This is a genomic window from Devosia limi DSM 17137 (assembly GCF_900128975.1).
Classification (GTDB): Bacteria; Pseudomonadota; Alphaproteobacteria; order Rhizobiales; family Devosiaceae; genus Devosia; species Devosia limi.
This window is the reverse complement of record NZ_FQVC01000001.1, coordinates 700,126-723,396: the sequence shown is the minus strand read 5'-3', so window position 1 is coordinate 723,396 and position 23,271 is coordinate 700,126. Positions and strand designations below refer to the sequence as shown.

General features: G+C 63.3%; 20 protein-coding genes. 9 read left to right on the top strand and 11 right to left on the bottom strand.

The annotated features are described in order from the left end of the window. Positions 1-151 precede the first annotated feature (151 nt). Together BUA69_RS03215 and rhaI are read left to right on the top strand one after the other, a co-directional pair. Positions 152-2,251, top strand: a complete 2,100-nt coding sequence (locus BUA69_RS03215) for a bifunctional rhamnulose-1-phosphate aldolase/short-chain dehydrogenase (RefSeq protein WP_046133639.1) — start codon at positions 152-154, stop codon at positions 2,249-2,251. Between the two features lie 127 nt (positions 2,252-2,378). After that, positions 2,379-3,668: an L-rhamnose catabolism isomerase gene (gene rhaI, locus BUA69_RS03210; protein ID WP_046133656.1), complete on the top strand. Its 1,290-nt coding sequence runs from the start codon at positions 2,379-2,381 to the stop codon at positions 3,666-3,668. A gap of 177 nt (positions 3,669-3,845) precedes the next feature. On the opposite strand, the gene BUA69_RS03205 is transcribed toward rhaI, so the two are convergent. After that, positions 3,846-5,342 carry a CoA-acylating methylmalonate-semialdehyde dehydrogenase gene (locus BUA69_RS03205; RefSeq protein ID WP_046133640.1) on the bottom strand — a complete coding sequence of 499 codons (1,497 nt, stop codon included), beginning with the start codon at positions 5,340-5,342 and terminating at the stop codon, positions 3,846-3,848. A 237-nt stretch (positions 5,343-5,579) separates the two neighbouring features. Between BUA69_RS03205 and BUA69_RS03200 the strand changes: the two genes are divergently transcribed. Then, on the top strand, positions 5,580-6,458 hold the full coding sequence (locus tag BUA69_RS03200; protein ID WP_046133641.1) for a LysR family transcriptional regulator: 879 nt from the start codon (positions 5,580-5,582) through the stop codon (positions 6,456-6,458). A 129-nt stretch (positions 6,459-6,587) separates the two neighbouring features. Here the strand turns inward: BUA69_RS03200 and BUA69_RS03195 are convergent, their stop codons facing one another. Next, positions 6,588-7,511 (bottom strand): LysR substrate-binding domain-containing protein, encoded by a 924-nt coding sequence (locus tag BUA69_RS03195; protein WP_046133642.1) that lies wholly within the window; start codon positions 7,509-7,511, stop codon positions 6,588-6,590. A gap of 340 nt (positions 7,512-7,851) precedes the next feature. Here BUA69_RS03195 and ybaK point away from each other — a divergent pair, with 340 nt between their 5' ends. Next, entirely contained in the window at positions 7,852-8,325 is a 474-nt protein-coding gene (gene ybaK / locus BUA69_RS03185; protein WP_046133644.1) for a Cys-tRNA(Pro) deacylase, read from the top strand. 291 nt (positions 8,326-8,616) lie between these two features. Here the strand turns inward: ybaK and BUA69_RS03180 are convergent, their stop codons facing one another. The 4 genes from BUA69_RS03180 to BUA69_RS03165 form a co-directional block, all read right to left on the bottom strand. Further along, positions 8,617-8,760: a DUF1127 domain-containing protein gene (locus tag BUA69_RS03180; RefSeq protein ID WP_072866449.1), complete on the bottom strand. Its 144-nt coding sequence runs from the start codon at positions 8,758-8,760 to the stop codon at positions 8,617-8,619. A gap of 287 nt (positions 8,761-9,047) precedes the next feature. Further along, positions 9,048-9,188 carry a cytochrome bd-I oxidase subunit CydX gene (gene cydX / locus BUA69_RS03175; protein WP_072866448.1) on the bottom strand — a complete coding sequence of 47 codons (141 nt, stop codon included), beginning with the start codon at positions 9,186-9,188 and terminating at the stop codon, positions 9,048-9,050. A 12-nt stretch (positions 9,189-9,200) separates the two neighbouring features. Then, positions 9,201-10,349, bottom strand: coding sequence for a cytochrome d ubiquinol oxidase subunit II (gene cydB / locus BUA69_RS03170; RefSeq protein ID WP_046133645.1), 1,149 nt, complete (start codon positions 10,347-10,349; stop codon positions 9,201-9,203). Continuing rightward, positions 10,346-11,947 carry a cytochrome ubiquinol oxidase subunit I gene (locus BUA69_RS03165; RefSeq protein WP_201777427.1) on the bottom strand — a complete coding sequence of 534 codons (1,602 nt, stop codon included), beginning with the start codon at positions 11,945-11,947 and terminating at the stop codon, positions 10,346-10,348. Before BUA69_RS03165 ends, cydB begins: the two co-directional genes overlap by 4 nt. A gap of 164 nt (positions 11,948-12,111) precedes the next feature. On the opposite strand from BUA69_RS03165, the gene cydD reads away from it, so the two are divergent. Both cydD and cydC read left to right on the top strand, forming a co-directional pair. Then, positions 12,112-13,857, top strand: a complete 1,746-nt coding sequence (cydD, locus tag BUA69_RS03160; RefSeq protein ID WP_072866447.1) for a thiol reductant ABC exporter subunit CydD — start codon at positions 12,112-12,114, stop codon at positions 13,855-13,857. Positions 13,858-13,865: 8 nt separating this feature from the next. Further along, on the top strand, positions 13,866-15,509 hold the full coding sequence (cydC, locus tag BUA69_RS03155; protein WP_244468678.1) for a thiol reductant ABC exporter subunit CydC: 1,644 nt from the start codon (positions 13,866-13,868) through the stop codon (positions 15,507-15,509). Between the two features lie 157 nt (positions 15,510-15,666). On the opposite strand, the gene BUA69_RS03150 is transcribed toward cydC, so the two are convergent. Then, positions 15,667-16,389, bottom strand: a complete 723-nt coding sequence (locus BUA69_RS03150; protein ID WP_046133648.1) for a Crp/Fnr family transcriptional regulator — start codon at positions 16,387-16,389, stop codon at positions 15,667-15,669. 316 nt (positions 16,390-16,705) lie between these two features. Here BUA69_RS03150 and cueR point away from each other — a divergent pair, with 316 nt between their 5' ends. Continuing rightward, positions 16,706-17,122 (top strand): Cu(I)-responsive transcriptional regulator, encoded by a 417-nt coding sequence (gene cueR, locus BUA69_RS03145; protein ID WP_046133649.1) that lies wholly within the window; start codon positions 16,706-16,708, stop codon positions 17,120-17,122. Positions 17,123-17,140: 18 nt separating this feature from the next. Next, on the top strand, positions 17,141-17,341 hold the full coding sequence (locus BUA69_RS03140; protein ID WP_046133650.1) for a heavy-metal-associated domain-containing protein: 201 nt from the start codon (positions 17,141-17,143) through the stop codon (positions 17,339-17,341). 256 nt (positions 17,342-17,597) lie between these two features. Here the strand turns inward: BUA69_RS03140 and BUA69_RS03135 are convergent, their stop codons facing one another. The 3 genes from BUA69_RS03135 to BUA69_RS03125 form a co-directional block, all read right to left on the bottom strand. Beyond that, a complete protein-coding gene (locus BUA69_RS03135; RefSeq protein ID WP_046133651.1) occupies positions 17,598-18,545 on the bottom strand; it encodes a substrate-binding domain-containing protein in 948 nt (315 codons plus the stop codon). Positions 18,546-18,651: 106 nt separating this feature from the next. After that, positions 18,652-19,674 (bottom strand): ABC transporter permease, encoded by a 1,023-nt coding sequence (locus BUA69_RS03130; RefSeq protein WP_046133652.1) that lies wholly within the window; start codon positions 19,672-19,674, stop codon positions 18,652-18,654. After that, on the bottom strand, positions 19,655-21,196 hold the full coding sequence (locus BUA69_RS03125) for a sugar ABC transporter ATP-binding protein (RefSeq protein WP_046133653.1): 1,542 nt from the start codon (positions 21,194-21,196) through the stop codon (positions 19,655-19,657). The genes BUA69_RS03130 and BUA69_RS03125 overlap by 20 nt, the downstream gene beginning before the upstream one ends. A gap of 209 nt (positions 21,197-21,405) precedes the next feature. Here BUA69_RS03125 and BUA69_RS03120 point away from each other — a divergent pair, with 209 nt between their 5' ends. Next, complete coding sequence (locus tag BUA69_RS03120) at positions 21,406-22,434, top strand: LacI family DNA-binding transcriptional regulator (protein WP_046133654.1); 1,029 nt, start codon at positions 21,406-21,408, stop codon at positions 22,432-22,434. Between the two features lie 440 nt (positions 22,435-22,874). On the opposite strand, the gene copM is transcribed toward BUA69_RS03120, so the two are convergent. Further along, positions 22,875-23,246 carry a CopM family metallochaperone gene (copM, locus tag BUA69_RS03115; protein WP_143154391.1) on the bottom strand — a complete coding sequence of 124 codons (372 nt, stop codon included), beginning with the start codon at positions 23,244-23,246 and terminating at the stop codon, positions 22,875-22,877. Positions 23,247-23,271 lie beyond the last annotated feature (25 nt).

Genomic DNA, 23,271 nt, shown 5'->3' with positions numbered 1-23,271 from the left:
TCAAAACCAATCAGTGTCAATCATGATATTGCTGTGTTTGATTGTTTTCACGGCAACATGATTGTTACTGATCGTTTCTGATTGACAGTCATTGGCAATCTATGGCCATGTCCGGCCACACCAGACCACCATTTCCCTCGGGAGGAGCCCCATGTCCACATCCGCGCCCAAGCGCCTCGAAAACCTTTGGGACGACGCCAAGGCGGCGGCGATGAGTGAGCCCGAACGGCTGGTCTATCGCTCCAACCTGCTTGGCTCGGACAAGCGCGTGACCAATTACGGTGGCGGCAACACCTCATCCAAGATCATGCAGCAGGACCCGCTGACGGGCGAGACGGTCGAGGTGCTGTGGGTCAAGGGTTCCGGTGGTGACAGCGCTTCGATCAAGCTCGACGGGTTTTCCACGCTCTACATGGACAAGCTGCGGGCGCTGAAGGGGCTGTATCGCGGTGTGGAGTTCGAGGACGAGATGGTGGGCTATCTGCCGCACGCGACGTTCAACCTGAACCCGCGCGCCGCTTCGATCGATACGCCGCTGCATGCCTATGTGAACCACCCTTACGTGGACCACATGCATCCCGATGCGATCATTGCCATTGCCGCCTCGGTCAATTCCAGGGAACTGACCCAGCAGATCTTCGGCGATGCCATTGGCTGGTTGCCGTGGAAAAAGCCGGGGTTCGAGCTGGGCCTGTGGCTGGGCAAATATTGCGAGGAGAACCCCAATTCCAAGGGGCTGATCCTTGAGAGCCATGGCCTGTTCACCTGGGGCGACACGCCCAAGGAATGCTACGAAACGACGATTTCGGTGATCAACCAGGCGATCGAATGGTTCGAGCAGCAGACGGCGGGCAAGACCATCTTTGGTGGCGCGGCCGTCCAGTCGCTTGATGCTGAACAGCGCCGGGCCATTGCCGCCCAGCTGATGCCGAAAATCCGCGGCCTGATTTCGGCAGACAGCCACAAGCTGGGGCATTTCGATGATTCAGCGGCGGTGCTGGAATTCGTCAATTCCAATGACCTGCGGCCGCTGGCGGCTTTGGGCACCTCCTGCCCCGACCACTTTCTGCGCACCAAGATCCGCCCGCTGGTGATCGACTTTGATCCGGCCAATCCCGATGTGGATGCGGTAATCGCACGGATTCCCGAGGATATCGCCGCCTATCGCGTCGATTATCAGGCCTATTACGACCGCTGCAAGCACGACAATTCGCCCGCGGTGCGCGACCCCAATGCGGTGGTCTACCTGATGCCGGGCGTCGGCATGTTCACCTTCGCTCGGGATAAGGCGACGGCCCGCATTTCGGGTGAGTTCTATGTCAACGCCATCAATGTGATGCGCGGCGCCTCGACGGTTTCTACCTATGTCGGCCTGCCCGAGCAGGAAGCCTTCGATATCGAATATTGGCTGCTTGAAGAGGCCAAGCTCGCCCGCATGCCCAAGCCGAAATCGCTGGCCGGCAAGATTGCCCTCGTCACCGGCGGCGCCGGCGGCATTGGCAAGGCGACCGCAGTGCGGCTGCTGCGCGAAGGCGCCTGCGTGGTTCTCGCCGATATCGACGAGACGGCGCTGGCAGCGGCCAATGACGAACTCAGCGCGGTGTTCGGCAAGGACTTTGTCCGCCCGGCGATCGTCAATGTCACCAAGGAAGCGGCTGTGATCGCGGGCTTTGCCCATGCGGTGGTGGAATTCGGCGGGCTGGATATTCTGGTGTCCAATGCCGGGCTCGCCTCGTCGGCGCCGATCGAGGAGACGACGCTGGAGCTGTGGAACAAGAACATGGACATTCTCAGCACGGGGTATTTCCTCGTGTCGCGGGAAGCGTTCCGGCTGTTCCGCCAGCAGAAGATCGGCGGCAATGTGGTATTCGTGGCAAGCAAGAACGGCCTTGCCGCCTCGCCCAATGCCGCCGCCTATTGCACGGCCAAGGCCGCCGAAATCCACCTGGCACGATGCCTGGCACTGGAAGGCGCGGGCGAGCAGATCCGCGTCAATGTGGTCAACCCCGATGCGGTGCTGCGTGGCAGCAAGATCTGGGCCGGCGAATGGCTGGAGCAGCGCGCATCGACCTACAAGACCGACAAGGATGGCCTGGAGGAAATGTATCGCGTGCGCTCGATGCTCAAGCGCAGCGTGTTCCCCGAGGATATTGCCGAGGCGATCTATTTCTTCGCCTCGGAGGCCTCGGCGAAATCGACGGGCAATATCATTAATGTGGACGCGGGCAACGCTCAGTCGTTTACGCGGTAAGAAGAAAACGGTCCAACCCTACCCACAGTGTCACCCCGGCGAAGGCCGGGGTCCATTCTGAGATCTCAAGATGGATACCGGCCTTCGCCGGTATGACACCGAGTGGGTGGAGGTTGTGGAGGAACAAATGACCGATACGATTATCGACCCATCCGTGGTCGAAGCTGACAATGCCCGGCGCGTGGATGACCTGCACGCGGATTATGACAGCCTGGGCGAGCGGCTGGACCGGCGGGGCATTTCGATTGATGCAATCAAGGCCAAGGTGGCCGGGTTCAATATCGCGGTGCCCTCATGGGGTGTCGGTACGGGCGGCACGCGCTTTGCGCGGTTTCCGGGGCTGGGCGAGCCGCGCGATATCTTCGACAAGATCGAGGACTGCGCTGTCATCAGCCAGCTGACACAGGCGACCAAGACAGTGTCGCTGCATATTCCGTGGGACAAGGCCGACCCCAATCGCCTCAAGCAGGCCGCGAGCCGGTTTGGCCTGGGGTTCGATGCGATGAACTCCAACACCTTCTCGGACGCCAAGGGGCAGTTGCAGAGCTACAAGTTCGGCTCGCTCTCATCGGCCGATGCGGCAACGCGCCAGCAGGCGATCGAGCATAACCTCGAATGCATCGAGATCGGCAAGACCATTGGCAGCAAGGCGCTGACGGTGTGGATCGGCGATGGCTCGAACTTCCCCGGCCAGGTTAATTTTGCCCGCCAATTCGAGCACTATCTCAATTCGATGAAGGCGGTTTATGCTGCGCTGCCCGATGACTGGCGCATCTATACCGAACACAAGATGTATGAGCCGGCGTTCTATTCGACGGTCGTGCAGGACTGGGGCACCAATTACATCATCGCCAAGGAACTGGGCGACAAGGCCATGTGCCTGGTCGATCTCGGCCACCATGCGCCCAACGTCAATATCGAGATGATCGTTTCCCGGCTGGCCCAGTTCGGCAAGCTCGGCGGCTTCCATTTCAATGACAGCAAATATGGCGATGACGATCTCGATGCGGGTGCAATCGACCCGTACCGGCTGTTCCTGGTGTTCAACGAGCTGGTGGATATCGAGGGCCGCGATGCGGATTTCCATCCGGCGCATATGCTGGACCAGAGCCATAATGTGACCGACCCGATCGAGTCGCTGATGCTGTCGGCATCCGATGTTCAGCGGGCTTATGCGCAGGCGCTGCTGGTGGACCGCAAGGAGCTGGAAGCGGCGCAACAGGGCAATGATGCGCTGGCGGCAACGCAGGCGCTGCGTCTCGCCTATCGCACCGATGTGGAGCCGATCCTGGCATTGGCGCGGCTGGAGAATGGTGGCGCTATCGATCCGCTGGCGACATATCGCGCGGCTGGGTATCGCGCCAGGGTTGCGGAAATTCGTCCGGCCGTCGAAGGCGGCTCGGGCGGCATCGTCTGACCAATCCACGCCTCCCCGCGTGGAGCAGCAGAAGCCCGAGGAGCGATCCTCGGGCTTTTTGTTGTGTGGGGTGTGGCAGTCTCCGATGCGGTTGACGGCCAGCCTTCAGAATGGACCCCGGCCTTCGCCGGGGTGACATTGCGGGTGGGTTACACCGTCGATGGAGTGGGCCCTGCCCTACTTCATCGTGGGCATCTGGAATTCGGCGCCGTCCTTGATGCCGGAGGGCCAGCGGGCGGTGACGGTCTTGGTGCGGGTCCAGAACTTGATCGAGTCGGTGCCGTGCTGGTTGAGATCGCCGAAAGCGGAGGCCTTCCAGCCGCCGAAGCTGTGATAGGCGAGCGGCACCGGGACCGGGACGTTGATGCCGACCATGCCGACATTGACCCGGGCGGCGAAGTCGCGGGCGGCATCGCCATCGCGGGTGAAGATGGCGGTGCCATTGCCATAGGGATTGTCCATGGTCAGCTTGAGGGCGTCCTCATAGGTCTTGGAGCGAACGACCGAGAGCACCGGCCCGAAGATCTCTTCCTTGTAGATGTCCATTTCGGGGGTGACGTGATCGAACAGCGAGGGGCCGACGAAGTAGCCGTTTTCATAGCCCTGGAGGGTAAAGCCACGGCCATCGACGGCGAGGGTTGCGCCCTGCTTGACGCCGGATTCGACCAGGGCGGCGATACGGTCCTTGGAGGCCTGGGTAATGACCGGGCCCATTTCGGAGGCGGCATCGGTGGCGGGGCCGACCTTGAGCTTTTCGATGCGCGGCTTGAGCGCGGCAATGATGCGGTCGGCGGTATCGTCGCCCACCGGAACGGCGACCGAGACGGCCATGCAGCGTTCGCCGGCCGAACCATAGCCCGCGCCCATCAGGGCATCGGCGGCCTTGTCCATGTCCGCATCGGGCATGATGATCATGTGGTTCTTGGCGCCGCCAAAGGCCTGGACGCGCTTACCATTGGCGGCAGCGGTGGCGTAGACATAGCGGGCAATCGGGGTGGAGCCGACGAAGGAGACGGCGGCGATATCGTCATGGGCCAGGATGCCATCGACGGCCGACTTGCCGCCATGGATGACATTGAGGACGCCCTTGGGCAGGCCGGCTTCGATCAGCAGCTGGGCCAGCTTCACCGGAACGGAGGGATCGCGCTCCGACGGCTTGAGGATGAAGGCATTGCCGGCGGCGATTGCGGGCGACAGCATCCAGAGCGGGATCATGGCCGGGAAGTTGAACGGGGTAATGCCGGCGCCGACGCCGACCGGCTGGCGCATGGAATACATATCGATGCCGGGGCCAGCGCCTTCGGTGAACTCGCCCTTGAGCAGATGCGGCGCGCCGGCGACGAATTCGGAAACCTCGAGGCCCCGGACGATGTCGCCCTTGGCGTCCTCGATGGTCTTGCCGTGTTCGGCACTCAGCAGGGCCGCCAGTTCATCCATGTCGCGATTGATCAGCGCCACGAAATTGAAGAAGACGCGCGCCCGGCGCTGGGGATTGGTGGCGGCCCATTTGGGCTGGGCAGCGAGGGCGGAGGCGACGGCGGCGTTGAGATCAGCCTCGGTGGCGAGGGCGACACGCGCCTGCACTTCGCCGGTGGCTGGATTGAACACGTCCTGGAATTCGGCTGAATTGCCTGTGGTTTCGACGCCGTCGATGAAGTGGCCGATGGTGCGCATGGTGGTCTCCCTTGATGGGGAGCAGTCATCGCGCTACAAATTGAAGAGCGCAACGTGATAGATTTCGGAGCGGTTGTGCGGAAATTGAAGTGCGTGGAGAGTGCCCCCACCTAGCCTCCCCCTGAAGAGGGGGAGGGACACGGGCGGTGGGTTTGGGTGGATGGTGCCCGACACAGGATCGGGTCCCTCCCCCTCTTCAGGGGGAGGTTAGGTGGGGGTGCTACCCCAGGGAAAAGCATGAACTGGGATGACGTTCGCATCTTTCTCGCTGTCGCCCGAAGTGGGCAGATCCTTGGGGCGGCCAAGGCGCTGGGGCTCAACCACGCAACGGTGGCGCGGCGGCTGACGGCGCTGGAGGAGGCGCTTGGCGCCAAGCTGATGGCGCGCAAGACCAATGGCTCGGAACTATCGGCGGAGGGCGAGCGGTTCCTCGTTCATGCGGAGCGGATGGAAAGCGCCATGTTGGCGGCTGCGGAATCGACCGGCAGCGGCAGCGAGATCGCCGGGACGGTGCGCGTGGGCGCGCCGGATGGGTTCGGGGTGGCGTTTCTTGCGCCGCGCATTGGGGAATTGACCGAGCGGCATCAGGGCTTGCGGATCGAGCTGGTGCCGGTGCCGCGCACCTTCTCGCTGTCGCGGCGCGAGGCCGATATTGCGGTGACGCTGGAGCGGCCGCGCGAGGGGCGGCTGGTGGCGCGCAAGCTGACTGATTATCGGCTGGGGCTTTATGCGGCGCAGAGCTATCTGGACCGGCATGGGGTGCCGGAGGCGCTGGCTGACCTGGCTCGGCATCGGCTGGTTGGCTATGTTGACGACCTGCTGTTTTCGGCGTCGCTGGATTACACTAGCGAATATCTCAGGGAATGGACCTCGACGCTCGCGGTGTCATCGGCGATGGGGCAGACCGAAGCGGTGCGGGCGGGCGCCGGGATCGGGATTTTGCATGGCTTCATGGCGCGACGCGACGCGGCGCTGGTGCCGGTGCTGCCCGAGCACACCTTGACCCGCAGCTATTGGACAGTGGTGCATGAGGATCTGCGGGCGATCCGGCGAGTGGGGCTGGTGGCGGAGTTTCTGGCGGAGATTGTCGGGCGGGATCGGGGGATTTTTGGGTAGGTTCTTGCTCCAGGCCATCTGCGCCCTGAGCTTTAGCCGCAGGCTCGATGGGGTGGCTCACCTTCAGAATGGATCCCGGCCTGCGCCGGGATGACCCAGTGGGTGGGGTGGCATTGGAGCTACGAGATTTCAGCGCTGCACGGGGTAGCGAATGGCTTCCATGGTGCCGCGGAGGGGGGCGGTGGCGGGGATGAGCCAGTCGCGGAAGGCGCGGATCTTGGGGCTGTTGCGGCGGGCTTCGGGATAGACAAGGTAATAACCGTGGCCGTCGGAGGCGAGGATATCGAAGGGCTGGATCAGGCGACCGGCGGCGATGTCGTCGGCGTAAAAGGCCGGCGTGAGCATGGCGACGCCACGACCGGCAATGGCGGCGGCAGCTTCGAGGTTTTGCGCGCCCAGGCGGCTGATCGGTCGCTTTTCAATGCTGTAGTCGGGCACGCCGGCCCGCTCGAACCACATGCTGAACCATGGATCATCGGCATCGACCATTGGCAGTCTTAACAGGTCGGCCGGCGTCTGGATGCCGCCAATGGAGGCGGCAAGGCTGGGGCTCAGCATGGGGGTAAAATCACCCGAGAGCAGGAAATGACTGGCAAGGCCGCGCGGGACGCCATTGCTGCCGCGAAGGCCAACATCGAACTCCTCGGTGGCGAAATCGACGACACCGGGCGTGCTTTCGAGGCGAACGGCGAGATCGGGATGGTCAACCTGGAAGTAGCCGAGATTCTGCACCAGCCAATGGCTGGCAAAGGTGGGGACGGAGGTGATGCTGAGTGTACCATCGATGCGGCCGCGGGTATCGGCAAAGGCGCTGCGCAGGGTTTCAAAGGCGTGGGTCACTTCGGGCGCCAGGCGTGCGCCGGCCTCGGTCAGGGCAATCTGGCGGGGGCGGCGCAGGAACAGGCTGGCGCCGACCCGCTCCTCGAGCAGCTTGATCTGATAGCTCACCGCGGCCTGGGTCATGCCCAGCTCTTCCCCGGCTCTGGTGAAGCTGAGATGGCGGGCGGTGGCCTCAAATGCGCGAATGGCGGTCAGCGGCGGCAACGCGCTCATGGATCAAATCTCCTTATGCACCCTGCCTGAGCTTTAGTTGGAGAAAGGGCCGAATGCCAGCCAAATTGGCACCATGGACTTCACGACAGGAGCCACCAGCATAAGGGTGGTAGACGCCATGACTGCAATATCCAAACCGCTTTTCGCCTATTTTCGTCTGCCTCAGATCCGTTGGACCCGCCCATTGCGGATCTCCCGTCGCCACAAGCGCACGACGATCGATCTCCTCACCAGTTCGCCCTATCTGCAGCGTGATATCGGGCTGATGGACACCCATTGCATTCGCCGCAAGCCCTAGCGGCACTCTTGCCTCGGCGCGGCGATGGCTTAAAAAAGAGCCATGTCCAAAACCACGCCCGCCACACTGGCCCTGACCAAATCCGGCGTCCCGTTCGCCCTCGCCAGCTATGACTATGACCCAGACGCCGACCGGGTCGGGTTACAGGCTGCCGAGGCGATGGGCGTTTCGCCGTCGATCGTACTCAAGACGCTGATGGCGGAAGTCGATGGCAGGCCGGTCTGCGTGGTGGTGCCGTCGGACGAGGAAGTGAACATGAAAAAGCTCGCTGCCGCGTTTGGCGGCAAGAGCGCACATATGATGAAGCCGGTCGATGCCGAGCGGCTGACTGGCTACAAGGTGGGCGGGATCAGCCCGTTTGGACAGAAGAAGGCCGTGCCGACGGCGCTCGAAGAACTGGCGACGCTCGAGGACGAGGTGTTCCTCAATGGCGGTCAGCGCGGGCTGCAGGTGCGGATGAAGCCGGACGACGCTTTGGCTGCACTGGGGGCCAAGGCGGCGGATTTGATCCGGTAGAGGGCGATGGCCCATCGTTGGAACGCGCGTGGGGAAGAATGGATTCCCGCCTGCGCGGGAATGACTCCGTGGGGGTGTGGCGCCCGGTGTTTGCGGGTACGGCGGAGGTCTAGCGCTGTCGCTGCCGCTACGGCCAGCGTAAGGCGCGGTGCGGCTGTCAGCAGGGCGGTGGCTGTCAGCAAGGCACGTGCGGCGGGCACCGAAACAAGCTGCCTATTTGAGCGGCAGAAAAGACAAAAGGCGCCCTGCAGGACGCCTTCATCTTCAGACTGGCAGTTAAAGGCTAGTCTATTAGAGAGTCTTGCCGCGGGCGATATTCTTGATATCGGCGCGGGTAATGCCGAGGTCGGTAAGCTGGCGGCTGTCGAGAGCATTGAGCTCACGGACGGTGCGCTGGTACTGGGCAAACTGGGCGATACGCTGACGGATGTTCATTTGTTAATTCCCCTTCGTTTTGATGACCTATATGTATAGTTGGTCTGTCGTGATTAGAAGATGGACTCTGTGCACATCCGTTATGCAGCCAGCGCAAACGAAATAGGCAAACTGTCATACTCCGTTCAGCTTTACCGGCTGGCCGCTTAGCCCTGCCGCCGCATGCCGAACGCAATCATTACTTTTCAAGTCATTGATTATACATAACAAAATTGCCGGGCACGGGCCCGGCAATCGAAGTTGGTCGAATTGTGAGCGCCGAGCGGACCCATGCGGTCCGCGCAGTGTCAGCCTGCGACAGACGCCTTGCCAGCGCGGCGGGCCTGCAGGGCCAGTCGGCGGTCCTCGCGCATTTCAAACCACATGGCGTTGAGAATGGCGAAACTGCAGGCCAGGCCAAGACCGAGGATCCAGGAAAAATACCACATGCGATTGATCTCCTAGTAGGCGTTGGGGTTCTTTTCCAGACTCTCGGCGGTGACCGGTCCGCGCATGACGCGGAACACCCAGGCGGTGTAGAGCAGGATGATGGGCAGAAAGACCACGGTGACCAGCAGCATGATGAACAATGTCAGGTGGCTGGACGAGGCATCCCACAGCGTCAAGCCGGAGGACAGGCTGGTCGAGGATGGCAGCAGGAACGGAAACAGCGACACGCCGGCGGTGGCAATGATGCCGAAGATCCCGACGCTGGAGGCCAGCAGGGTGGGCACGCCAAGGCGACGCTGCAGACCGACAAAGGCACCTGCCATGCCCAGGAAGCCGAGCACCGGCGCGGCGATGGTCCAGGGATGTGCCGAGTAATTGGCCAGCCAGCCGCCGCGCACCAGTTCGACGCTCTTGCTGAGCGGGTTGATCGGTGCGCTGGTATTGACGACGCTGGTGATGACGTGACCATCCAGGCCAAAGGCAACCCACAGACCGGCAATGGCGAACAGCACGATGGTGGCAAGGGCCGACAGAGTGCCATAGAACCGCGCCCGATCAGCCAGCAGACCATTGGTACGGCCCGTGATGACGGCAGCGCCCTGGGTGACGATCATGCCGAGGCTGACCAGGCCGCACAGCAGTGCGAAGGGCGTCAACAGCATGAAGAAATTACCCGAATAGAAGATGCGCATGGTGTCATCGAGCGCGAAGGGCGCCCCCAGCAACACGTTGCCCACGGCCACGCCGAAGATCAGCGACGGCACGAAACCGCCGATGAACAGGGCCCAGTCCCAGGCCGCGCGCCAGCGCGGATCCTTGATCTTGCCGCGAAACTTGAAGCCAACAGGCCGCAGGATCAGCGCCAGCAGGATGACGATCATCGCCAGATAGAAGCCGGAGAAGCTGACGGCATAGAGCGGCGGGAAGGCAGCGAAGATGGCGCCGCCCCCCAGCACCAGCCACACCTGATTGCCTTCCCAGGTCGGGCCGATCAGGTTCAGCAACTGGCGGCGTTCCTGGTCGGAACGGGCTGCGAAGGGGAGCAAGGCCCCAACGCCAAGGTCGCGGCCGCCCATGATAGCGAAGCCGATGAGCAGGATGCCCAGCAAGGCCCACCAGATAAGGCGCAGGATTTCGTAGTCGAGTGGTATGGAGGTCATGAGCCCAGTCCCTGATTGGCGGGGGTCGGCGGCAGGGCCGCGATAACGAAGTCTTCTTCATCATCGTCGGCAGCCTGCAGCAGATTGTCCTGCGGGCCGGCCTTGATGATCTTGACCATCAGCATGACCATGATGGCCAGGAGGACGGTGTAGAGCGTCATGAAGAAGCCAAGCGAGATGATCAGGTCAGACACCTTGAGACCGGAGGCGGCATAGAAGGTTGGCAGCACCCCTTCCACCGCCCATGGCTGTCGCCCGTATTCGGCGATGAACCAGCCAGCCTCGATGGCGACCCAGGGCAGCGGCAGCGCGACCACGGCCACCCAGAGCAAGGGGCGGTTGGTATCGAGCTTGCCCACCGAGGCGCGATAGAACCAGAAGGCAAAGAAGGCGATGAAGAAGAAGCCCACACCCACCATGATGCGGAAGCTCCAGAACAGGGGCCACACATCCGGCACGGTATCCATCGAGGCCAAGGCGATTTCCTCGCCGGTCGCGTTCTCGATATCGGTGCGATACCGCTTGAGCAGCAGGGCATAACCCAGGTCCGGCCAATGCTCGTCGAAGGTTGCCCTTGCAGCGGCATTGGTGCCGTCGGCGCGGATTTCCTGAAGGGCATTGTAGGCGATGAGGCCAGTCTGGATGCGGCCGGCGGCGTGTTCCACCAGTTCGGTGATGCCGGGCAGTTCCATATCCAGCGAACGCGTGGTGATCAGGCCCAGCACCCAGGGCAGCTGCACCTGGAAGGCGGGCTCACCGGGCGTGCTGCTCGGAATGGCGAACAGGGTCAGCGCGGCGGGGGCCGGTTCGGTGTGATACATCGCCTCCATGGCGGCGATCTTCATCTTCTGATGTTCGGTGGCGACATAGCCGCTTTCGTCACCCAGCACGACGACGGAGAGCGCCGAGGCCAGACCGAAGCTGGCGGCGACGACCATCGAGCGCTTGGCCAGCTCAATATGCTTGCCCTTGAGCAGGAACAGCGCCGAAATGGCGAAGATGAACACTGCGCCGGTGAGATAGCCGGCGCTGACGGTGTGGACGAACTTGGCCTGCGCTACCGGATTGAACACCACCGCGACGAAATCGGTGACTTCCATGCGCATGGTATCGGGATTGAAGATCGCGCCGACGGGATTTTGCATCCAGCCATTGGCAACCAGGATCCAGAGCGCCGAAAGATTGGTGCCCAGCGCCACCAGCCAGGTGACGACAAGGTGACCCACCTTGGAGAGGCGGTCCCAGCCGAAGAAGAACAGGCCGATAAAGGTGGCTTCCAGGAAGAACGCCATCAGGCCTTCGATAGCCAGCGGCGCGCCGAAGACGTCTCCCACATAGTGGCTGTAATAACTCCAGTTCATGCCGAACTGGAATTCCATGACGATGCCGGTGGCGACACCCATGGCGAAATTAACGCCAAACAATGTGCCCCAGAACAGGGTCATCTTGCGCCAGATTTCGCGACCGGTCATCACGTAGACGCTTTCCATGATGGCCATCATCACGGAAAGACCGATCGTCAAAGGCACGAATATGAAGTGATACATGGCGGTGGCGGCGAATTGCCACCGCGAGAGTTCGACAACAGTCATGTCGATCATGGCGCTATTGCCCCTATGCTTTTGGCGGCTCTTGAGTCGTGGCCGTCCCCGCGCACTATATCCCGCGGCAGGGCGACGGCCGCATTGATTCAGATCAAGGGCCTGGAGGGCAACCCCTTATAGGAGAGAGCAAAAGCCTGATGCCAACAGATCGAGAGCCCATGTCGACGCCCGCCCCGCTGCGAGAGAAGGCCCAGACCCGCTGGATGATGGGGCAGCGCCGCCAGGGGGGCATGGCCCTCGGACTGGCCGTGGCTGCGCCGCTGCTCGGGGGGGCATTGCTGCTGTGGCAAGCCTGGACGCTGGCCGATATCCTTGGTCGCGCCGTGGAGATGGGCGAGCCGATGGCGGCTTTGATGCCGGCAATCCTATTGGTCGCGACCCTGCTGGTCGGGCGCACCCTGCTTGGCATGATTGGCGAGCGCGCCGGAGCGGCGGCGGGAGAGGCCATCAAGCTGCATGTGCGCCAGGCGCTGTTCGGCCAGCTGCTGTCGCGCTCGCCACGCGCCGGCGACCAGCCCGCTTCGGGTGCTGCCGCCTCGGTGGTCATCGACCAGACCGAGGCGCTGGACGGGTTCTTTGCCCGCTACTTTCCCGCCATGATCCAGGCGACCATATTGCCGCTGGCCTTTGGTGCGGTGATCCTGCCGCTCGACTGGCTGGCCGGATTGCTGTTCCTGGTGACGGCGCCGCTGATCCCCCTGTTCATGGCGTTGGCCGGCTGGGGCGCGCAGATTGCCACCGAACGACAGGCGACGGCGCTGTCGCGGCTATCGGGGCGTTTTGCCGACCGGCTGCGCGGGATGCTGACGCTGAAACTGTTCGGACGGGCGGACGCCGAGACTGCAGGCATTGTCGCGGCCAGCGACGAACTGCGCCGGCGCACGCTCAAGGTCTTGCGCATCGCCTTCCTGTCATCAGCGGTGCTGGAATTTTTCGCGGCGCTCGGGGTGGCCGGAATCGCGCTCTATGTGGGGCTGACCTTCATCGAGTTCCTGCATCTGCGCTCGACACCCCTGACGCTGCAGGCCGGCCTGTTTCTGCTGCTGATGGCGCCCGAGATCTACAATCCGCTGCGCCTGCTGGCGGCGCACTACCATGACCGGGCGGCAGCCAAGGCAGCAATTGCCGAGATCGAAAAGCAGTTGGGTGCCCTGCCCGAGGCCATCGTGCCGCTGGCTGATGCCAAGGCGCCGAGCCACACGGGGGCGCTGGCGGTGCGGATCGACGGGCTGACGCTGCGGACGCCGGATCGGTCGCGCACCATCCTGAGCGATGTGGCGCTGACGCTGGAGCCGGGTCAACACCTGGCCATTGTCGGGCCGAGCGGCATCGGCAAGACGACGCTGCTGGAGGCAATCGGCCGGTTGCGCGCGCATGAGGGCGAAATTGGCCTCGATGGGCTGGCGCTGCAGGACTGGCCGGAGGCCGAGTTGCGGGGGCGCGTCGCGGTGCTGGGGCAGAAGCCGCGGATTTTTCACGGCAGCATCGCGCAGAATATCGGGCTGGGCCGACCGGGCGCCAGTCGCGCCGAGATCGCCCGCGCGGCCGAGCTGGCCCATGTCGCCGCCTTTGCCGACGCGTTGCCGGACGGGCTGGACACGCTGCTGGGCGAGGATGGCGTAGGGCTTTCGGGTGGGCAGGTGCAGCGGGTGGCGCTGGCGCGGATCTTCCTGCGCGATGCCGGGCTGATCCTGCTGGATGAGCCGACGGCGCATCTGGATGGTGCCCTGGAAGGCGACGTGATGGATACGCTGATCAGCTATGCGGCAGGACGGACATTGATCATTGCCACCCATTCGATGGCTGCGGCCGGCCGGATGGATCGGGCCTATCGCATTGCGGCGCAGAGCCTGGTGGAAATGCCGCTGCCCCATCGGCGCGACAGGAAAGGCAGCGCAGCATGAAGGCGCTTTTGAAATTTCGGCCGCTGTTTGCCAATCGGGCCAAGGGGCTGTTGCTGGCACTGGCGCTGTCGCTGGTGACGCTGGCGGCGGGCGTGGCACTGCTGGGCACATCGGGCTGGTTCATTACCGCGGCGGCGCTGACGACTTTGGGCGTGAGCTTCAATCTGTTCGTGCCCTCCTCACTGGTGCGCGGGTTCTCCTTCATCCGGATCCTGGCGCGCTATGGCGAAAAACTGGTGGGGCATGACGCGACCTTGCGCCTGCTCGCCGACATCAGGGGGTGGTTGTTCGGCAGGCTGTTTCCGCGCATTCCATTGGCCGACCGCAGCCTGCGCCATGGCGATCTGGTCAGCCGGTTGACGGCGGATGTCGACGCGCTGGATACGGCCTTCCTGGTGGCCATCGGCCCGATTGCGGCGGCAGTGGTGGTCGGGACGGTGATGACGGCGGTGCTGGCCTGGCTGATTCCCGGCGCGGCGCTGGTCTATGGCTTGTGCTTTGCCCTGGCAGCATTGGCGGTCCCTGCCCTGCTGGTGGTGAGCAGCCGGCGGGCCGGCACCGAAGTGGTGCAGCGCGCGGCCGCCACGCGAATGGCGGTGCTGGATGGCATAGACGGCCACGCCGATCTGGTGGCGTTCGGCATTTTGGGCACGACGCAGGCCGACTTTGCCGACAAGGCCGGAGCGCTGGCCGCTGCGCGAGGCCGCCTGGCAAGCTATGCGACGGCGGCGTCTGGCAGCGTGCAGCTGCTATCGGGGCTGGCGCTGGTCAGCGTGCTGTGGGCGGGGCTGCTGGCGTTTGACGCAGGCGCCATAGATGGCCCGGTCATGATCGGTCTGCTGCTGGCGGTATTGGGGAGCTTTGAGGCCACCGGCGCCATTGTGCGCAGTGTGGCCAAGCTGAGCACGGCAATGGCGGCGGCAGAGCGGCTGAGCGAAGTCGCGGAGGCGCCAATCGCGATTGCCGACCCCGCCCGGCCGATGGCGCTGCCCGAAGACGGGGCCATCGCCTTCGCGGACGTGACCTTCTGCTATGGCGGCAATGCCCCGGTGCTGCGCGACATCGATCTGGCTATCGCGCCGGGCCAGCGGCTGGCGATTACCGGGCCCAGTGGCAGCGGCAAATCGAGCCTGCTCAAACTGCTGTTGCGACTGGCCGATCCGCAATCGGGCCGGGTGACGCTGGGCGGTGTGCCGCTGACGGCGCTTCGGCAGGCGGACCTGCATGCCCATATCGCGCTGCTGAGCCAGGACAGCCCCGTCTTCAATGACAGCATCCGCAACAATCTGCTGATCGGGCGGGCCGATGCCGACGATGTGGCCCTGTGGGCGGCGCTGGACGCGGCGCAGATCGGCGCCTTTGTGCGCAGCCTGCCGCGGGGGCTGGATACGGTGCTGGGGGAAATGGGCCGGACGGTTTCGACCGGCCAGTCGCGGCGGCTCTGCCTGGCGCGCACGCTGGTGTCGAATGCGCCGGTGCTACTGCTGGATGAGCCGACGAACGGGCTGGACCGCGCGGCCGAGCTGGCGTTTTTCGAAACGCTGAAGACGGCGACGGCAGGGCGCACCGTGGTGCTGGTGACGCATGCGGAAATTCCAGAGGGAACCGTGGATGCGGTGGTGGAACTGCGCAATGGGGCGGTTGTGAGGTGAGGTGCCCCTACCCTTTCGGCAGCGACGATTGGGCAGATGACTTGGGGGGAGATCGGGGCGCGGTTGCGCGATTGTGCGGAGGAGAGTGGCCCACGGATCAAGTCCGTGGGCAGCGCGGTGGGTGTGAGGGGCGCAAAGATCGCCGCCTAGCAAGTGCCTAGCCGCAGCGGATGCGGAGGCGGGCGAGATCGGGGACGGCGACGTGACGGTAATTGGTGATTTCGATGACGCCATCGGCCTTGAGCTTGCTGATCTGGCGGGAGACGGTCTCGATGGTGAGGCCGAGGAAATCGCCAATATCGTTGCGGCTGAGCGGAAGATCGAAATTGGCGCAGGGTTCACCATGGGCCGGATCGATATGGCTGGCGATGAGGTAAAGGAAGCTGGCGACCTTTTCCTGGGCAGTCTTGCGGCCGAGCGTCACCATCCATTCGCGCGCTTCATCGAGCTCGCGCAGGGTTTGCAGCATGATGCGGTGTTCGAGCGCGGGGTTCTCGCGGATAATGTTCTCCAGCGCCGACTTGGAAACCACGCAGAGCGCCACATCGGAGGCTGCCTCGGCCGCGACGCGGCTTTCGGTGGCGAACAAGCGCCCCAGCAGATCGGGCGCGAATTGCAGGCCGACAACCTGCTGGCGACCGTCTTCAAGCACCTTGGAGAGCTTGATGACGCCCGACAGGACATTGGCATAACTGGTGATCGGCATCGCATCGGCGAGGAGTTCCTCGCCCGCGGCGTGATGGACGCGGCGCGTGTGGCGGGACAGGCTGACCAGCTGTTCCGGGCTCAATGCGCCGCACATTCCCTGATGCCTGGCCTCACAGCTCTGGCAGAGGATCGGAAGTTCCGAGGAATGAATATCTTTGCGGACGGGCTGCATGGCGGCTCCTGACAACACCGGTATAGGCAAGTCACGGCACGGCGGTTAGTGGCGCTAACGTCGCAGCGCCAAGGCGCCGCACGGCAGAAGGTCGCAGATTCCTGTCCAGAAAGCACCCCTTGACCTTCCCATTACAGGAACCTTTATAAGCAGGCTCAGAGGTCAACATGATGGACGCAGCGCGAAGCGGGCCAAGCTATCTGTGCCTATCGGCACTGAACAGCTCGCCGACAATGCTGGAACCGGGCGATCTCGCGGTGAGAAATATGCTGCTGTCGCGGGGTTTGAGCTTGTTGGACCGAGTAGGAGAGACGACATGAATATCGGCGAAGCCTCCACTGCATCGGGCGTTTCGGCCAAGATGATCCGCTATTACGAATCTATCGGCCTGATCCGCGCGCCACAGCGCAGCGGGAGCAATTACCGGGTCTACAGCATCGATGAGGTGCACACACTGCGCTTCGTCAAGCGGGCGCGGAACCTGGGATTTTCGGTGGACGAGACCGCCACCCTGCTCGGTCTGTGGCAGGACAAGGCCCGCGCCAGCGGCGAGGTGAAGGACATTGCCACCAGCCATATCGCCGCGCTGGAGACCAAGATTGCCGAATTGCAGGGGATGGTCAAAACCCTCAAGCACCTGGCCCATTGCTGCGGCGGCGACCACCGGCCGGACTGCCCCATACTTGACGACCTCGCCGGCCTGAGCCCGCCAGAACCGCGAAAAGGCCACTGAGATGAACGGAGAACTGGAATGAACGACAAGGCGACATTCACTGTCAACGATATGACCTGCGGCCATTGCGTCGGCACGGTGCGCAAGGCGCTGAACACGGCATTCCCAGGAGCCGAAGTTTCGGTGGACCTGGCGACGCACCGGGTCGAGGTTGCAGCCGATGCTGACAAGGCGGCGGGTGTGATCCGTGAGGCCGGGTATACGCCAGAGCCGGTTTAGGACTTTGCCTTCCATCCACTTGCTGCCCACGAGCTTAACCCGTGAGACATTGTCAGCGCGGCAGGCGTCGAGAGTGGTCCCCGGGTCAGGCCCGGGGACAGCGCGGTGGGTGTGGATTGGTGGTGGAGCTGCCGTTTGGTGAAAAGACCCCCAGCCTTGATCCCTCCCCGCAGGGGGGAAGGTGTCGACTGAGGGACTTAGTCAAAAACAAAGGGCGCCCGGCGGGCGCCCTTTGCGTAGATGGATTGCAGGCAGATCAGAACGGGCTGTCCGGGAAGTAGAACTGGGCAGCGTTTTCCTGGGTGATCAGGGGAGAGCCGAGGATATAGCTGCCACGGACCGGGCCATTGGAGACGAAGTGGGCGACGGTGACATCCATGGCGGTGGCGATCTGTGCCGGTGGATAGAGCACGTCGACTGGCACGAGTTCGTCGCCGTCCATCACACCCTTGACGATTTCCTTCATGCCGGCGCCGCCGACGATGAACAGTTCCTTGTCGCGGCCGGCAGCCTTGACGGCTTCCACCACGCCCAGCGTGATATCGTCGTCCTGGGCCCAGACGCCATCGATGTCGGGGAAGCGCGACAGGAAGTCCTGCATCACCTCGAAGCCGTCATCGCGGTTCCAGTTGGCAAACTTGTTGTCGAGCACGTTGATGCCCGAGCCTTCGATTTCGGCCATGAAGGCGTCGAAGCGCTCGGTATCCAGCACGGTGGGAATGCCGCGCAGGATGACGATGTTGTCGCCTTCGCCCAGACGCGTCTTCATGTACTCCGCCGAAACCTTGCCCATTTCGGTGTTGTTGCCCGAAACATAAACGTCCTGAATCGACGGATCGGTCAGCCCGCGGTCAACCACGGTGATGAATGCACCCGAATCCTTGACGGCGCGGACCGGCTCGGTCAGCGGCTCGGATTCGAACGGCAGCACCACCAGGGCCTGGATGCCATGGACCGAAACCAGATCCTCGAGATCGCTGGCCTGATCGGCCGGACCATCAGCGGTGACGATGATCAGATCGATATTGGGATTGGCCGCTTCCAGGCGCTTTTCAGCTTCGGCGGCATGCCAGTTCAGCCCGCCCATGAAACCATGGGTCGCGGCGGGAATGGACACGCCGATCTTGATCTGGTCCTGCGCGATGGCCGAACCGGCCAAGACGCTGGTGGCCATCAGGCCGATTACGATTGCCTTCAAAGTCATAGATTAGTCCTCCCTAGCTTCGTTCTGGCGCCGTAACCGGCCCCGGTGATCCCGCCCATTGAGGGCGTGGAATTTTGCTGGCTGGAGCTGGGCTCCAGCATTTCGCCTATTCGGCAGCCTTCCGCTTGCCGGCGCGCAGGCTCCCGCGCTGCAGATAGACGGCGGCGATGATGATGACGCCCTGCACCGCCCCGTTGAGATAGTTCGAGATGATCTCGGTCAGGTTCAGGATATTGCCGATGGCGGTGAGGATCAGCGCGCCGATGACGGTGCCGCCGACCCGGCCGAAGCCGCCCTTGAGCATGGTGCCGCCGATGATCACCGCAGCAATAGCTTCCAGCTCCCAGAGCACGCCGGTGGCCGACGAGGCCGAACCCAGGCGCGGCACATAGATGATGGTGGCCAGCGAGACGCACAGACCCTGCAGGATATAGGTGGCGGTCTTGACCCGATCGACCTTGATCGCCGAATAACGCGCCACATGCTCGTTGGAGCCGATGGCCATGCAATAGCGGCCGAAGGCTGTGCGGTTCATCAGCACCCAGCCGATGATGGCGACGGCGATGAAGACCCAGACGGGAATGGGGATGCGCAGGATGCTGTCGTAGTAGATCGGGCGGTAGATTTCACGGGCCGAGGAATTGAGCGACAGGGTGCCGCCATCGGCGAAATAGGTAACCAGCGAGCGATAGATGCCCATGGTGCCCAGCGTGACGATGAAGGCTTCGATCTTGCCCTTGGTGGTGAGGAAGCCGTTGATGAAGCCGGCGCCAATGCCCAGGATCAGCGACGAGCCGCAGCCGAGCAGCACGGTCCAGATCGAGACGCCGAAGGCTTCGACCGCCGAGTTCATGATGATGATCATGACGCCGGCAATGAAGGCGGCCATGGAGCCGACCGACAGGTCGATGCCGCCGGCGGTGATGACGAAGGTCGCCCCGACCGCGATGATGCCGATAAAGGCCGAGCGGGTCAGGATATTGGCGATGTTGCCTTCACTGAGAAAGGCCGGATTGAGCGAATAGCCGATGATGCACAGCGCGATCAGCGCAACGAGCGGACCGGCTGTCTTGAGGTCGATGCGGAAGCTCCTGCCGGGCTTCCCAGTTTCATGCGCTGATACGCTCATCGTCCCCACCCTGCTTGATGCCAGCGGCGTACCGCATGATTTGTGCCTCCCCGATTTCGGCGCCTTCGAGCACGCCGGCCATCCGGCCTTCGCGCATGACCAACACGCGGTGGCTGAGGCCGATCACTTCCTGCATCTCCGAGGAGATGAGAATGATCGCCTTGCCCTCCGCAGCCAGCGCCGCAATGATGTGATAGATCTGCTGCTTGGTGCCGACATCGATGCCGCGTGTCGGCTCGTCCATGATGATGATCTCGGGCTCGCTCTCCATCATCTTGCCCAGCATCAGCTTTTGCTGATTGCCGCCCGAGAGCTGGCCGACCCGCACCGAGGCGTCGCGGGCACGAATATCGAACCGCCGGACGGCGCGATCGAGCGCCTTGACCTCGCTCTTGCCGTCGAGAAACCCAGAGCGCATGTGCTTGGCGAGGGTGAGCAGGGTCAGATTGGGCTGCAGGCCGACATTGAGCAGCAGCCCCTTTCCCTTGCGATCCTTGGTCATATAGGCGAGCCCGGCCGCCACCGATTGCGAAACTTCGGTGAAATTGACCGGCGCGCCCCTGAGCTCAACGGCGCCACCCGTGCGGTGGATGAGCCCGACAATGGCTTCGGCGGCGGCGGTGCGGCCGGAGCCGATGAGGCCGGCGAAGCCCAGGATTTCGCCCCGGCGCAACTCGAAGGAAATCTCCTTGAGGCCAGGGGCGCTGAGATTGGTCACCGACAACAGCAACGGCGCATCGACATCGGGCTCGTGCTTGGGCGGATAGAGATTGGACAGCTCGCGGCCGACCATCATCTGGGCGATGGAATCGGGAGTGAGGTCCTGGTTGCCGACGGTGGCGATGAGCTGGCCATCGCGCAGCACGGTGACGCGATCCGCCAGTTCCATGATCTCGTCGAGCTTGTGGGAGATGAAAATCACCGCCACGCCCTTGGCGCTGAGGCGCCGGATCTGGGCGAAGAAGGTCTCGGTTTCGGCCACCGACAGCACCGCCGTCGGCTCGTCCATGATGAGGACGCGGGCATCGCGGCTGATCGCCTTGGCGATTTCGACCATCTGCTTGTCGGCGACAGAAAGCGTATTGATACGCGCGTCCGGATCAACATGGACATGCAGGGTATCGAGGATTTTGGCGGCCTGTTCGCGCATTTCGCGCAGCCGCAGGAAGCCGTTCCTGGTCAGCTCGCGGCCCAGAAAAATCGAGTCAGCCACCGTGAGGTGTTCGGCGAGCAGCAATTCCTGATGGATGACGACGATACCCATGGCCTCGGCTTCGCCATTGGGCGGCAGCGTCACGGTCTGGCCATCATAGGTGATGGTGCCGGAGGTGGGCTGTTCGAGGCCGGACAGGATCTTGATAAGGGTGGATTTGCCGGCGCCATTTTCGCCGATGATCGCGTGCACCTCGCCAGGATGGATGTCGAAATCGATGCTGAACAGCACCGGAATCTCACCGAAAGACTTGCTGATCCTGTTGGCTGCAAGGATAGCGGGCGCGGTCTCGCCGGCAGCGTTGGCCATGATCCTCAGTCCCCTCCCCGACGCGGCCGGCTTGCTGCTGGCTCTTCGTCTTGTGGCTACCGATGTAAAGGTTTTCATGAATCATGTAAAGGTTTACATAGACGGAAAAGTGTATAGCTTGGCGCGGAAGCTGTGGCGCCTTTCCTGCCTTCTGCTAGAGGCATGAGCGCCCGTGGGTTACAGCCTGAACGCGCGGGGCGGAGCGCAGCGTGCAACACCAGAAATTAGCCACCATCGAGGACGTTGCAGCAATCGCCGGCGTATCCATCGCCACGGTGAGCCGCGCTATCAACGAGCCCGGCAAGGTCGCGGACGAGACCCGCCGCAGGGTGACCGAAGCCGTCGCCAAGACCGGCTACACCACCAATGCCATGGCCCGGTCGCTGCGCATGCGCCGCAGCAACATGATCCTGATCCTGGCGCCGGATGTGGGCGACCCGAACTTTTCCAATATCCTGGTCGGCCTCGAGACCGAGGCCAGCAAGCGCGGCTATGGCGTGCTGATCGGCAATACGCAGAACGACCCGTCGCGCGAGACCGACTATCTGCGCTTCATCAGTTCCAACCAGGCCGATGGGCTGATCCTGTTCACCGGGCACCTGCCCTATGGCTTCGGCCAGCAGCATGGCGAGGCCCGGCTACCGCCGATCGTCGCCGTCAACGAGCCGGTGCCCAACAGCGATGTCCCATATGTGGGCGTCGACAATTTCGAGGGCGCCCGCGTGGCGACCGAGCACCTGATTTCGCAGGGGCACAAGCGGATTGCCTTTATCGGGCACTCGACCAGTAAGGCGGTCAACGTGCTGCGGGAGAAGGGTTATCGTGCGGCGCTGGATGGCGCCGGAATCAGCATCGATCCCCGACTGATCCTGGACGGCGATGGCACCACGGAAAGCGGCCGCGCGGCAGCGGAGCATATGTTTGTGCGCGACGTGCTGCCATCGGCGTTCTTCTGCGTCAATGACGCAACGGCGCTCGGCGTCATCATCGCGCTCAACACGCGGCAATACGTATTGCCGCGGGATTTTTCGATCATGGGGTTCGACGACATTTCGTTTGCCAGCTTCGTGACGCCGGCGCTGACGACAATGAAGCAACCGCGCCTGAAGATCGGCGAAGCGGCAATGAATGTGCTGCTGGCACTGCTCGAGGGGAAGCCATCGACGCAACCGGAAACGCTGCTGCGGGCGGAGTTGATTGTGCGCAGCTCGGTGTCGCGAGCGGGCCGCGGGGAGTAGGCGGGGGAGACGGGGGCCGTTCGCGCGGGGGGTGGGAGTCGTGCGTAGTTCTGCGGTCACCAAGGCAAAGAATGGATTCCCGCCTGCGCGGGAATGACTCCGTGTTTTTGGGGACAGGGCGGCGCTGGCGGAGGGTGGCCCTCGGGTCGAGCCCGAGGGCAGCGGCGGTGGGTGGGACGCGTGGGGGCAGCCTCAATGCGCGGAAACCTGAAGATCTGAAATTTCACCGGGTCATTCCCGCGGAGGCGGGAATCCATTCTTGGCCGGCCGGGTTCAGGTCCGCTGCAGTTCCATAAGCAAGACAGAGTGGATTCCCGCCTCCGCGGGAATGACTCCGTGTTTTGTGAAGACAAGGCGGCGTGAGCGGGAGGTCCTCTCCTAAGCTCTGGGGCTCTGGGGCTCTTGCCCCTCCGCCCCAGCCCCAAGCCCACCCTCCCCGATCAGCCGCCGTTCTTGGCGAGCCAGTCCTGCATCCAGGCGATTTCGCCTTCCTGGGCGGTGATGATCTCTTCGGCGAGTTTGCGGATTTCGGCGTCGGCGCCGTGCTCCAGAACCACCTTGGCCATGGCGATGGCGCCCTGGTGATGGGGAATCATGCCGCGAACGAAGTCGATATCGGCCGAGCCGGTGTAGTCGATGGCCATGTCGGCGTGCATCGCGTCGGCGGCGTCCTTGTAGGCCGCGGTGGAGGCAGTATCGGCGGCACTGGCGGCGGCTGCGGCGCCATGGCCGGCATGGGCGTCCTGCGCGGCGGCCGGCAGAGCCAGCGCGACAACAGCGACAGCGGCAAGGATCAGGGTCTTCATCTTCATGCTCCAAGTCAAAGGGCGGGCCCGT